This is a genomic window from Acidobacteriota bacterium (genome assembly GCA_003225175.1).
Lineage (GTDB): Bacteria > Acidobacteriota > Terriglobia > Terriglobales > Acidobacteriaceae > Gp1-AA112.
In genome coordinates, this window is sequence record QIBA01000067.1 from 25,480 (window position 1) to 38,031 (window position 12,552).

10 protein-coding genes and 1 pseudogene are annotated in these 12,552 nt (G+C 55.8%); 4 read left to right on the top strand and 7 right to left on the bottom strand.

The genetic code is table 11. The features are described 5' to 3' along the window. The first annotated feature begins 73 nt into the window (after positions 1-73). A complete protein-coding gene (locus DMG62_20145; protein PYY21140.1) occupies positions 74-1,219 on the top strand; it encodes a hypothetical protein in 1,146 nt (381 codons plus the stop codon). Between the two features lie 86 nt (positions 1,220-1,305). On the opposite strand, the gene DMG62_20150 is transcribed toward DMG62_20145, so the two are convergent. The 5 genes from DMG62_20150 to DMG62_20170 all read right to left on the bottom strand — a co-directional run bounded on the left by DMG62_20150 (position 1,306) and on the right by DMG62_20170 (position 6,933). Further along, positions 1,306-1,641, bottom strand: a complete 336-nt coding sequence (locus DMG62_20150; protein PYY21141.1) for a hypothetical protein — start codon at positions 1,639-1,641, stop codon at positions 1,306-1,308. Positions 1,642-1,688: 47 nt separating this feature from the next. Then, positions 1,689-1,880, bottom strand: a complete 192-nt coding sequence (locus DMG62_20155) for a hypothetical protein (protein ID PYY21142.1) — start codon at positions 1,878-1,880, stop codon at positions 1,689-1,691. A 5-nt stretch (positions 1,881-1,885) separates the two neighbouring features. After that, positions 1,886-2,065: a hypothetical protein gene (locus DMG62_20160; GenBank protein ID PYY21143.1), complete on the bottom strand. Its 180-nt coding sequence runs from the start codon at positions 2,063-2,065 to the stop codon at positions 1,886-1,888. 233 nt (positions 2,066-2,298) lie between these two features. Continuing rightward, a complete protein-coding gene (locus DMG62_20165; GenBank protein ID PYY21144.1) occupies positions 2,299-2,628 on the bottom strand; it encodes a hypothetical protein in 330 nt (109 codons plus the stop codon). 411 nt (positions 2,629-3,039) lie between these two features. Further along, positions 3,040-6,933 carry a hypothetical protein gene (locus DMG62_20170; protein ID PYY21145.1) on the bottom strand — a complete coding sequence of 1,298 codons (3,894 nt, stop codon included), beginning with the start codon at positions 6,931-6,933 and terminating at the stop codon, positions 3,040-3,042. Between the two features lie 487 nt (positions 6,934-7,420). On the opposite strand from DMG62_20170, the gene DMG62_20175 reads away from it, so the two are divergent. The 3 genes from DMG62_20175 (at position 7,421) to DMG62_20185 (ending at position 10,063) form a co-directional block, all read left to right on the top strand. Beyond that, positions 7,421-8,170: a hypothetical protein gene (locus DMG62_20175; GenBank protein PYY21146.1), complete on the top strand. Its 750-nt coding sequence runs from the start codon at positions 7,421-7,423 to the stop codon at positions 8,168-8,170. A 374-nt stretch (positions 8,171-8,544) separates the two neighbouring features. Continuing rightward, positions 8,545-9,120, top strand: a complete 576-nt coding sequence (locus tag DMG62_20180) for a hypothetical protein (protein ID PYY21147.1) — start codon at positions 8,545-8,547, stop codon at positions 9,118-9,120. Between the two features lie 76 nt (positions 9,121-9,196). After that, positions 9,197-10,063, top strand: a complete 867-nt coding sequence (locus DMG62_20185; GenBank protein PYY21148.1) for a hypothetical protein — start codon at positions 9,197-9,199, stop codon at positions 10,061-10,063. Positions 10,064-10,156: 93 nt separating this feature from the next. Here the strand turns inward: DMG62_20185 and DMG62_20190 are convergent, their stop codons facing one another. Both DMG62_20190 and DMG62_20195 read right to left on the bottom strand, forming a co-directional pair. Further along, positions 10,157-11,434, bottom strand: a complete 1,278-nt coding sequence (locus DMG62_20190; protein ID PYY21149.1) for a hypothetical protein — start codon at positions 11,432-11,434, stop codon at positions 10,157-10,159. A gap of 377 nt (positions 11,435-11,811) precedes the next feature. Continuing rightward, positions 11,812-12,081 (bottom strand): annotated as a pseudogene (locus DMG62_20195) (hypothetical protein). Positions 12,082-12,552 lie beyond the last annotated feature (471 nt).

Genomic DNA, 12,552 nt, shown 5'->3' on the forward strand with positions numbered 1-12,552 from the left:
TCAACGCAAGCTAACAGTTTGAGAGTACGTGAGTCTAACGCTCCTGACGCAGCCCCACAGCCCAGGTGCTCCCATGAAAATCGCAACCCTTCTCTTTATTGTCCTGACAGCCACCTTTTCCTTCACACAGGAAACATCCGAACTGGCCACTCCTCCGAACGGCGACGAGGAGCGCGCGGAGGTCTCACAGTGGGTCGGCCCCGTCAAGATTTCCATTGAGTACCACAGCCCGCACGTTCACAATCCCGCGGCCAACGATCGCACAGGACACATCTGGGGTGAGTTAGTGCATTACGGCTTTGTGGACGAAGGCTTTGGGCCGAGTCAGAGTACGCCGTGGCGCGCGGGTGCGAATGAGACTACGACCATCACGCTCTCGGAGGACGTAAAGGTTGATGGCAAGGATCTCAAGGCGGGCACGTACGCCCTTTTTCTCGACGTGGAAAAATCCGGTCCTTCGTTCTGGATACTTAACCGCCATCTGGGCTGGGGAAGCTTCCAGTACGACGCCAAAGACGACGTGCTTCGCGTTCCCACACAATTGGAAGATGCTCCCTTCACCGAATTTCTCACCTACGGCTTCGACGAGCGACATCCGGATTCAGCTGTCGCATTCCTGCAATGGGAGAAGAAACGAATTCCGTTGAAGATCGAGGTGCCGAATGTGAACGAATTGTATATCGCCAAGATTCGTCAGCAGCTCGAGACGTGGCCGGGCTTCCGCTATGAAGACTGGCAGACCGCCGCGCAATTCTGCGCCGATCACAAGATCAACCTGCAGGAGGCATTGATCTGGGCCGAGAAGGCGATCTCGTCCCCCTTCCGCGGGGCCACCGTTGGCCATGAAGGCTTCTCCACGCTGCAGACCAAAGCAGCGGTGCTGGACGCGATGGGGCGCGAAGGCGATGCTGACAAAGTGATGGAAAGAGCATTTACTTTGCCGGGTACTGAAGCTTTTGAGGTCTACGGCTATGGCGTGCGTCAGCTTCGCAGCGGCAAAAAAGATAAGGCGATGAAAATCTTTGCCTTCAACCAGCAGAAGCATCCAGACGACAAATTCTGGACGTCCCTGGGACTCGCGCGTGGCTACACCGCCGTAGGCGATAAGAGCAATGCGATCGCGAACTGGGAAATCGTCCTGCGCAATATACCAGCCAACTTGAAAGCCCAAACTTCCAATTACGAAGGCGCGCTGAAGAAACTCAAAGAAAGCAGTTAGAAGTGCGAGCGATGCCGGGTGTCTCCAAGCTTCGAAGCCTGGCAGCCGCTAAGCCTCGAATCTGAACACAAAACCTCTGGTTCGTGTCAGCCCAGTGCCGGGTGGTCGAGTGCCGACAGCGCCCAATGCCTTAGAAGCTCGTTCACTCGCGAGACATGAAACTCATGGATGCGCACAAAATGCCAGCTCTGCGCCACCATGTAAAATTTCGCAATACGAAATCTCTGGAAGGTGGCACACCCTTTCTCCTGGGTCTGTTTTTTCCTTTGTGGGAATTCCAGGTAGATGCAGAGAACAGCGACAGGAGTCGTTTTTCGCTTGGGTTCTTCGTCGGGAACACGCTCAGTTGAGTTGCGGAGGTGCCCTACTCTCGGCGATGTTCGGCCAGCGACGTGCGCAGTTTCCAGTTCATTTGGAGTCATTTCCGGGAGCGACAGTGACTTCGGGCTGGGGGTCACCCAAGATCTTCTCAATGGCGCGAATCAACCACGGGAGAATCGCCCTTCGAAATCAGGTAGTCTGCTCCCTCACAGGCGTCTTTGGTTGACCAGTATTTTGTCGAGAGCATAATCAGAGGAACATCCGAACGCTGGTCCTTGATTTGTTTTGCAACAGCGCGGCAGTCGTAATTCGCTGTTGTAACATCCGCATCGATCAACACACAGTTTATGGGAAACGGGAGATCAGCTTCTGCGCGTCGTCGACATCTGTTGCGGTCAGAACGTTGTACTGCTCGGTCTCGAGCACCAGCTTCAAAGACGAAAGCCGCTGCTCGGGCTCAACCAGCAGAATCACCTTGTTCTTGCGGTTCGGCATGTCCAAGTTTGATGCCACTATGATGCACAAAAGTGCGCAAGACCGGAGCTGCTAGCGAGCATCTCTCCTGGCTGACCTGGACCATCGACCCGCGAACAGAAAACCCGGTGACAGACAGGAATAATCTCGATCTACGGCCACATAGCAGATGCTCTCTTGCTCCCGAAAAAATCCTCAAGTCCCAAAAAAGCACGCAGGACGTGACCGGTAAGCTTCGCTGTCATCGTCGTGACTAAGATCGGCAATTGCCCAGGTACGGTCAGTCAAGACATTGATGGTGTCCAATCGGCAGGCGGGTCGGGCATGCCCCAGATGTCTTCAGGAGTTTCAAGTTCAATGCCAAAGTGAGACGCCTCGTAATCCGCAAACACAACTGCGGCAGCCGCAGATCTTCCAGTATTGTGCAGGTGCAAGGTAATGCGCTCTCCGAGTTTGAGAGAAGCAGCGATCCTGATCAGTGCGCCGTGCAGGTTCACCATGACGGTTTCGCCCGCATACGCGAATCTCTCACCTTGCACTTCGATAAGTATGTCGGCTGCCACGCGGGTGCTACGACGAGGCGTGGAAACCTTGGTTGGAATGGAGAGAATCATTTCGTGGCGCCCACGACAGTGTTGTTTAAAGCTACGGTTTAAAAGCAGCCTGGCCTCTTCTTCCGTGTTGCGTATGAAGGCATGCAAGCGGTGTTCGCAGAGCGAGCAGACGCCATAGACGTGTGCAGCGTCTTTGTGGGTGATGAGGAGCCTCGGGTGTGGAGCGCTTTGTAGCATTTCTGGGCCGATCGACGGGAGTGGAGCCAAACAATTGTGCCTGGAGCTATCGCAAATGCTACTTCAGCTGGGATATCGAAAGGGAGAGTACTGAAGTCACAAAAAAAAGGAAAGCCTGGGGAAAGGGAACGTTTTCTTGTTTCGGGAATGGAGCTTATCCGCAGACAACAAGTGATAACGTCCCGTCCTGGCCCCGGGTTTTCTCCATTGATCGGCACTCGCGATCGCGATCATCTAAAAATCGATGTGCAGTCCCAGTTCGAGTACACGCGGCTGGTTCAGCTGTGTACCTAATACGCCGAAGGTCTGCGGAGATTGCAGCGACAGCGTAGGGTCGGCGAACTGAACGTGATTGAAGACGTTGAACATTTGCAATGATAGTGTGCTGCTCACCCGCTCCGTCCATTGCAACTTGCGTGCGATGTCCAAATCGAGATTCCAGCGCGCCATGCCGCGCAGATTTCCGCTGAAGTTTCCATTAGTGACCTGGGTCAGCAGAATGGGAGCATAGGACTGGTACACGGCGGTCGGATTGGCGAAGAGGTTCAGGCCGGTTCCACCTTTGGCAGGATTGCCGCTCGTCGCGACGTTCGTAGCTGTGTCTCCGGTAACGCCGGAGTGCACGCTGTTACCGAAGGTATCGGGCGCCAGCGCTACCGCACTCGCCGTTGCCGAGGAAGTCTGACCGAATTCCTGGCTCGATCCCACACCCACTTTCAGCGGAAGGCCGCTGTACCACGCGAAGATTGGGCTGAACGACCAGTCACGAATCAGGTGATTGATAATCCCGGGATTCTTGCCGAAAGGCTCGGCGTAGGTGCCAAGAACGTTAAGCACGTACTTGCGGTCAAATGCTGAGGTGCCATAACCGTAATTGAGATTGTAGGAATTGGGCACGGTGCGATCGACGTCCTGGATTCCGCCCGCCGTGTTGTCGAGTGAGTGTGAGTAGGTGAAGTTGGCATCGAGGGTAAGTCCCCGCCAATTGCGCTCATGCAGGGCGATGAAGCCGGCGTTGTAATTTGCGTGTCCCTCACTGGCCCAGAAAAACATGTTGCCGACCTGGTTGATCGCAGCCGTCGCAGGCCCCGTGATAAAGCTCGATTGAATGGCATTCCACAAGGTGAAGACCTGTTGAGCGGTGAAATTCGAGCTCGCCTTCGCAATCACACCTTGAGTGCAACTCGGCTTGCACAAACTGCTGCCCGCAAGTATCGATTCAAAGAACGCCTGATTTGGTATCGATGCGGCGGGTGTGCCTGCTCGTAGGGCGGTTCCCACCGCGTCGTAGGCCTGCGCGAAGCTCTGGCCGCCGGAGGTCATGAAGAATGGGGCCTGGTCAAGCTGAAGCGGCGAGTAAATTCCATGAGCGATGTGACCGATGTAGCCGATCTCGAGAACGCTGGTGTTTGAGAGCGCTCGCTGAATCGTCAAATCGAATTCATGGTTCCTGCCAGGCGCATACGTCGGATCCATCTGGAAGGTCTGCGGAATAAACTTCTGATTTGCATCCGCAATCGCCGCCGTACCAGGAATCAGTGGAATCGTGCTCAGCGCAGTGATCGGAGGTGTCGCTACGCTGCTCCCATTCACGCCGATACGAAACGCAGTGGTCGGAGTGGTAGCAAGACTGCCGAGGCAGGAGCCTGTAGTGTCAGGTCCAAGACAAGTCAGTGTCTGCTGGAAGCCAACGCCCTGCAATCCATTGATCACCTTCTGCACGCCGTTCAGGCGATCGTAAAGCTGAGAATAGCCACCGCGGATGACGGTCTTGTTTTCGCCAAGAAGCCGGCCCAGGAATCCCTCTCCAAAATGAGGGCTCCACGCCGCGGCAACGCGCGGAGCAAAGTCCGCCCAGACTGCATCCCATGGATATTTGCGATGCAAACTCTTGATTGGCGCAAATCCGATTTCGGGATTGTAGATCTGGCCTTGCGGCGCCGCCTGGGCGCGTGCAGCAAGATAAGAGACAGGCGTAACGATGTTTCCGCCCTGAGTGAACACCATCATCGACTGTTTACCTGTGATCTCGAGCGGCGGTGTGTCGTAAGACCAGTTCAGACCGAAGTTGAGCGTCAGCGAAGGTTTGATGTGCCATGCATCGTTCAGATACAGGCTGTAATCGTCATAACGCACATCGTTGTTGGTTGGCGTCCCCAGAGAATTAGGTTGAAGCTGCGAGTCGCGCGTTCCCAGAACGTTCGCTGAGTCCACCAGGCCGAGAGAAGACGCATAGAGCGTCTTCCAGTTGGTGGTTTGACTCGAGGGCAGACAGTTTGTTGTCACGGTTGCCGAACAGGTTGGCGGCAAATTAGCGGCTGGAATCTGAATGCCCGTATTGGCAGTGATCTGATACACGGTCTGCGTCAGCGAGGAGACTTGACCATCGTTGCGGTTGAACTGCACCGCCGAACGCGCGGCGGATCCGCCAAACTGGAACAGATGATTGCCCGCGAGCCAGGAAACGTCGTCGCGGTAATCGTAGTTGTGGCCGTTCCACATACGCGTGCGGACGCTATTTGTGTCCACGTTCATCGGCACTAAAGCGGTGTTTTGCGCTTCGCCTCCGATCTGCAGCGCTGCCGCCACGCCCGCAACCTGAGGAGCTGCGCCCGCCGTATTCCACTGCCAGAAGTCGCGCAGGTAAGAGAAGTTGAATTGATTCGTGATGCTCGGCTTAAGTTGTCCGGTGAGGCCGGCAACGAAGTACCGTGGCTGCCGCGGAATCGAAGCCGCTGACCTGGGGTTTCCGCTCACGTCGCCGGTCAGCAATCCGCCGATATCGATTTGCTTATCCACCGCGGCGTCTTGTTCGAAGTATCGATAGCTGGTCATCACCTGCCAGTTCTTCGACAGATCATGATCGGCGCGAATAACTCCGAAATTTTCCTTAATAGGAAGGTTCGCCGCACCACTGAATCCCAGCGTATTCAGGCCGTCCGCGTTGGTATTCGACGTGTCATTGCCCGCCGGCAGCTTGCTCCATATCTGCGAAATAACCGGGCTGATTCCGAGTCCGAGCGGATCGCACTTTCCCGTTCCGGCACTCCCGCACTGCGTTGAGGTCGCCAGATTATAGGAAACGATGTTGCCGCTGGTATCGCGAAAACGCAGAATGCCCTGACGCAGAGTCGGCGATGGCACCAGTTTCTGAATCTGCGTGATTTGCGAAAGTTTGCGTCCTTCGTAATTGGCGTAGAAGTAAGTCTTGTTCTCTCCAGGAATTCCGGGAACGTAGCCGCCGAAGCTCCCGCCATAGCGGTTGTCTTTACTCTGCGGCCGCCGCTGACTGCGGAAGTTACGGTCCCAAGTGTTGGCATTCAGCGCCGAGTTCTGGAAGTACTCGTAAGCCGAGCCGTGAAGAGTATTCGTGCCGCGTTTGGTCACCAGCAGCACCTGGCTTCCCGCCGAGCCGCTGAAACTGGCATTCGGATTGTTGGTCGAAACCCTGAATTCCTGGATGCTCTCGGCGGGCGTGGGAATCGGTCCTTCCGGACCGCCGCGGAAGTTGGTGTAGTAATCGGAATTGCCCGAGACGCCATTGGTAATGTTGCTGCCGTCGAGCAGGATGGTGTTCTGATCGCTCTGCGCTCCGGCGACCTGTCCGCCGAGCGAGCTGCCCTGATTGCCCTGCTGCAATGGTGCAGAGGCAGGCTGCAAGAGCAGTAAGCTGGAAACGCTGCGTTGCTGCGAAGGAAGCAGCAGCAAGGTGTTGCCGCCCAGAGTCTCACCTACGGTGGCGTCAAGCGTCTGCAAATCCGCGCCGCTGTTGCTTGTCACCTCGACGGTTTGGGAGGCCTGTCCGACGGCGAGCTCGAGATTAACCGTAAAGGACTTTCCAACTTCCACTGCGACGCTCGAAGCAGTCGACCTGAATCCCGCAGCGGTAGCCTTAACCGAATAGTTGCCGGGCGCCACGCTGGCAAAATTGTACCGGCCAACTTCATTCGTAGTCGCCGAGCGGTCCTGTCCAGTCGCGTTATCGTGCAGGCTGACAGTTGCGGCCGGAATTACGGCGCCAGATGGATCGCTGATAATGCCGAAAACCGTACCTGTGTTTGCGTTTTGTGCGGAAGCGCTGATGACCAGCAAAAATAATAAGAAGAGAAGATTCTTGGCCCACTGCATGGAAATTCCCCTACTATCTTTTACGTTTTGGAAGGATCGTGTTGAGAGCTAGGAACGCGATGTTACTGAGAGCTGAAGCTCGAAGTCAATCCATGCCGGCCGCCCGCGCGGTGCAGCGTGAATCGCCCGGGTGGCGCACCCTTCGCTAGTTGAAGGGTCAGAACAGGTCGCAGGCGGGTTCTTTCCGTCGGGTCACTCATGCCGCAGCGCAACCATGGGATTCAACGAGGCGGCGCGGAGCGCCGGCCAGAAGCATGCCATTAGACCGGCTGTCACCAGAATGAGAACCACCAGACTGAACGATAGTGGATCGAAGCGAGAGACTCGCCAGATAAACCCTCGGAAAAACCTGGGGAAAAGCGGAGCGTTTCCTGTTTTGGGAGCTGAGCTTATCCTCCGAAGACTGTGATAATCTCCCGTCTTTCCCCGGCTTTTGGGGTGTGAGATTGCCCCGCCGCTTCGAGTCTACCCAGCCGACAGGAGGAGCATGAATCTACTCATACTCGGAGCTACTGGCGGAACGGGTCGAGCGCTGGTTAAACAGGCACTCGAACAGGAACACATGGTGACTGCCTTTGCACGCGATCCTTCCCAGGTATCGATCGCACACCCGAACCTGCGTGTCGTGGGTGACATTTTGGAGTACAACTCGGTGGAGAGTGCGATGAGGGGCCAGGATGCCGCACTATCAGCCCTCGGTGTCGGGGTCAAGGCTATGCCCCTCATTGCCATTGTGATCTTTTGTCAGGTCATTGCCAGATTATTCCACCTGCTCGGGCCAGCAGGATGGCTCGTCCGAATCGGCGTCCCATTCCTCGCCATTCTCATGCTTTTCAGACGTAAAACTACGCTGTCTGCAGGCACGAAGAATATCGTACGAGCGATGGAAAAGCTGGGCGTGAAGCGCTTCGTTTGTGAGTCTTCCCTTGGCATTGGCGACAGCAGAGGACAACTTGGATTTTTGTATAACTACCTGTTGATTCCTATCCTACTGAGGAACATTTTCGCAGACAAAGAAGTCCAGGAGAAGCTCATTAAGGAGAGCAATCTGGAGTGGGTAATCGTGCGACCTGGCGCACTTACAAATGGCCCACGCACCGGGATCTACCGTAGTGGATTCGACGCCTCTGAAAAGTCCATTCAGGCCAAAATATCGCGGGAGGATGTGGCGGACTTCATGTTGAAACAATTAAACACGGACGTCTACTTGAGCAAAACACCTGGCGTTTCCTACTAATAACTTTAGACCGGCTTACAGCACCGGTGAATAGCCCTCTCGCCAGCAAGCGAGCTCTGCCGCGAAACGGGGAGACGAAACGTTTCCTGTTTTGGGAGCCTACCGTCAGACAACGAGTGATAACTTCCCTTCTGTCCCCGTTTCCATAGCTTGGGCATCGGACAAAACAAAAGGCAGAACCGAAGCCACGCCTGAAGCCACGCCTGCGAAAATCAAGGCAGAGTGCGGCACTCGGCCCGACTCGGGGGCTCCTGGCAAACGCGCTGTTTGCGTTGCTGCCCGGAACCCAGCCCAGCAAAACTTCACCTGTCTGTGTAACCTTTCCACTCGCCGCGACTCAATTAGTCAGAGTCGTTGGACTAGCAGCCCGTAACATGCGCAAAACTCGATTACGAAGGGAGAGAACAAAATTGAACATCAATAAGACTTGGTTTGCAGCGGTGTTTACATCCACAGTGCTATTGGGAGCGGGAACTCTCAAGGCCTACGCGCAGGCTCCTACCGATCCTCAAATTGTGGGGATCGTTCAAGCCGCGAACCAGATTGACATGGATCAGGCGAAGCTCGCCTTGAAAAAGACGAAGAATCCACAGGTAAAAGAATTCGCCAATCAGATGATTTCAGATCACACCAACCTGGAGAAGTCCGTGAACGATCTCGCCAAGAAGTTGGGGGTTACTGCGGAAGCGAGCGACACGTCGAAACAACTGAAGCAGCAGGCTGCGGATGAGTCGAAGAAACTCAGGGGCTTGCGAGGCAAGGCCTTTGACAAGGAATATGCGTCTCACGAAGTCGCTTATCACCAGGCGGTGATCGACGCGGCAACCAAGACGCTGATTCCGAATGCCCAGAATGCCGAGCTGAAGTCGGCGCTCGAAGGTGCGGCTCCGCTGTTGCAGGGACACATGCAACATGCGCAGCAACTGCAGCAGTCATTGGGTGGCAGCTAAAATCCGGGCTTTGCCACATTGGCGAGCAGGAGTCGGCAATCAGCAGCATGACTAACGATCGCAATGCGCGCTTCGAGTGCATCAATTGAGCGCTTCACCCACGGCACCGCCGCGACTGCAGGCTCGCGGATTTCTCCTGACGGTAGTGGCGGTAGCCGTTCTTTCTGCAGTGTCCCTTGGCGCCCAGTCTGCTCAGCCTGCCAGCAGCGCACAGCATACCGTCGTCATCAGGCAGATGCATTTTGATCCGCCACAAATGGCTGTCAATACTGGGGAGACAGTCGAGTGGAAAAACGAGGACATCTTTTCCCATACCGTTACTGCCGATGACGGAAGTTTCGATTCGGGACTCATCGCTCCCGGCGGCTCATGGCAGATGACCGCCAAAAACGGGGGAGCAATTGCGTACCATTGCCGCCCGCATCCGAACATGATGGCGAAGTTGATGGTGGAAACAGCGGCGGAACAGGGCCCGCATGCTAATGCGGCCACCACCGGAGGTGAACGGAGCGCTACCACCCTCGAATTCTCGCCCCCGACGCAGCCCGAGCAGCTCCATCCGATTCTCGTAAACTTCACCGCGGCACTGCTGCCTTTAGCTTTTTTGAGCGACGTACTCGGCCGCATCTTCCGGCGTCAAAGCCTGCACAACGCGGCATGGTGGATGGTGCTGTACGCTGCGCTGCTTACTCCACTCACTGCTGCGGCAGGATGGTGGTGGAAGCATGCGCTGGGCTCCGCTTTGCCAGCGAACCTGATCACCGTGCACCAATGGCTGGGAACCTCGGCGGCCGTGCTGTTCGTTGTGCTCGCTCTCTGGCGCTGGAGTATTCACAAACGTGGGGTTTCCCCCAGCTTCGCATATCTCGCTTGTGCGCTGATCGCAGTCCTCGCGCTCATCTATCAGGGAAGCTTAGGGGGAAAGATGTTGTTCGGAAAGTGATTTGGGGGAGAAAAGGGGGATCGAACCAAATAGCGTGTCAACTATTGATGGGGTTGGTTTGCGCAGGACCAGCGAACTGCGCTTCACTCTTAATTATCTCTTTCCCACTTCCTCGAAGCGAGAATTGCTATGCCAGCCCAAATGAACGGGAACGAGGTCCGTCGCAAGGGCTTCCGCTTCTGGTACTCTCCGCGGATGAACGGTTATTTTGTAGTCCCCACCCTCCCACTTGTTCTCTGTGAGCCAGTAAAAGGTAAAGCAGATCTCGTCGCCTGCGGTCATGTCCTTGGTTGGCAAATCCACGATGTAGTCGCCAGGCTCGGTGTCTCGGGTATTCGTATCATGCGAGGTCGCCCAGCCATCAATACTCCAGTGCACTAACGCGGGCTTAAGCAGGCATAAGCGCAGGATCTTACCCTCAGGCATGGAAGAGATTTTGTTGTTGAAGCCCCAATCAACGTGAGTCGCAGCCTTCTTCTGCGCCTGGTGCCGTTCGACTGGCTGAGCGGCGCGCGATCGGAGTTGGGTGGAGAGGTAGACACGGCTGGTGTCGAACGCTTTTCCGATTGAGTCCTTCAACAGGGCGATATCCGTGTGGCGTGGCGCGGTCGCGGCCAGCGCCTCATGTCCTCTGAATTGGCCGTCAATGAAATCCACGACGTGGTTGTTTCCCGCCTCGTCTTCGCCGTCCACTTCGAGTTTCTCAAGGTGTTCATCGTTCAGCCGATCGAGCAGAGCTCCGACCGTGTGCAGGATGGCGTCCTTGGACAAGTAGTGAGATTTCGGAAGCACGCCGACCTCAATTCGGACGCGCCCTCCCGCCAGCTCTCGGAGGAAAGGAGCCAGCCCTTTCAGGCCGGACTCTAGATCGTCAAAGTATTCAGCAGCTTGCGGGGATGCGACTGTCAGGACGAACCGTCGCGGCTTGTGCAGTTTCTCCAGACGGGTCATCGCATCTTCGTTCAGAACTGGTAGGAAGACGAAACTAGTGTCCGCAGCCCAGTTGACGAGCCGGGCGAACGCAGCGTGGCTCACATGAGGCGACCGTTGGAACACGACAATGTTCAATTCTGAGTCATAAAGAAAGGCGCAAGGCTCCGCCACGCTCTGGTGATCCGAGAGAGTGAGCCGATCAAGCGCGCCGGTCCGCGAATCACCGGTCGGCGGCAGATTTCGCATCCGGTGCCTCGAAACCAGTCCAACCGTCTGGCCGTTTCGAGCTTCTGCGTCTGACACGTCGAAGTAGAACGCGCCGTAATCAACCCGGCGCTGATGCATGGGCGTGTCGAGGAGCTTTTGCAGCGCGGCCGAAAAATCGGCGCTCTTGAACGCTGAAGGGATGAAGAAATCGTAGCTGAGTTTTGTTGCCATACGCGCATGCTGACCCCTTTTGCATGAAATGACTAGCCCGTTAGGCGAGGGGTACCTAAACATGCACCGCCCGCAGCGGGAATCGTTCGCTTTCGAAGTGAACGAGGTCTAGGGAAGGGCACGACTTCAGTCGTGCCGTCACAGCGCAAGCCTTTTTTGTTTTGCGCTTTAGCGCCTGAGGTCTCGCGTTTCATTCTGAAACAAAAACCTTTACCTCAGCGGCTAAAGCCGAAGATAAAGATAATTCCCATAACGGCACGGCTGAAGCCGATGCCCTTCCCTGAACCGCAGGTCGAACGTCAAAAGCCGCTGCCCTTTCCTAAGCGTGCGCCACCCGGCCTTCGCAGCCTCGTGGCTCGGGTTACTCTTGGTGTTGTTTAGCCGAAAGCCGATGGCCGAAAGCCGATAGCCGGTCTCTCCACCGCGCCATAATCCTTGAGCGGATACACCTCGAGCGATCCCGCTACCAGCCTTCGCTCCAGCTTGCCGCAGATGTTCTGCTTGATGGCTGCGATAAACGGCGCCTTACCCACCGACAGCCCCGTCTTGTCGTGATAGAACTCCAGGTCGTCTGACACCATCCCGCCAAGCTTCGCGAGATCGCAGTGGTTGTAGGCATCGAAGAGCTGGGTGTCGAGCGACTGCACCGCTTAAAGAGAGCGTCGGATTGCTCGTTCGACTGCGCCTGGGCAGTCGAGCCAAGAAGGACAGAGACTAAGAATAAGGAGATGTGCAGCGATCTTTTCGGATACAAGTGAGCCTCCTCCGCAAGATGCGGGTTGCCGAAATCTACGCATCTTGGGCTGAGGCAGTTCCCGCGGGGAAATTGGGGACGGCCTAAACTGCGTCATCTACGAAAAAATAATCGCGGAGGTCAGGAGCCTGTCGGAGTGAAGGATTCCCGAACCAGGAATCAACAACTTACAGACACAGCGCTCCTTGCAAGTTGTTGATTCTTCGTTTCAGAAAATCTATCTCCGACAGGCTCTCAGGCTGTCCCCATTTGGTCCTGAACGGGATACAAAACCCCGGCGTTGAGCGGGGCTCTCTCAATTGTTGTGTTTAATTGAAGCCCTCATCACAAGCCGCATAGAATCCGTGGTTCGTTCTGGTGGTGC

Excerpts from the sequence above, each read along its gene's own strand:
- DMG62_20170 (PYY21145.1), bottom strand. The coding sequence starts at position 6,933 with ATGCAGTGGGCCAAGAATCTTCTCTTCTTATTATTTTTGCTGGTCATC.
- DMG62_20175 (PYY21146.1), top strand. The coding sequence starts at position 7,421 with ATGAATCTACTCATACTCGGAGCTACTGGCGGAACGGGTCGAGCGCTG.
- DMG62_20165 (PYY21144.1), bottom strand. The coding sequence starts at position 2,628 with ATGATTCTCTCCATTCCAACCAAGGTTTCCACGCCTCGTCGTAGCACC.
- DMG62_20190 (PYY21149.1), bottom strand. The coding sequence starts at position 11,434 with ATGGCAACAAAACTCAGCTACGATTTCTTCATCCCTTCAGCGTTCAAG.
- DMG62_20180 (PYY21147.1), top strand. The coding sequence starts at position 8,545 with ATGCGCAAAACTCGATTACGAAGGGAGAGAACAAAATTGAACATCAAT.
- DMG62_20150 (PYY21141.1), bottom strand. The coding sequence starts at position 1,641 with ATGACTCCAAATGAACTGGAAACTGCGCACGTCGCTGGCCGAACATCG.
- DMG62_20145 (PYY21140.1), top strand. The coding sequence starts at position 74 with ATGAAAATCGCAACCCTTCTCTTTATTGTCCTGACAGCCACCTTTTCC.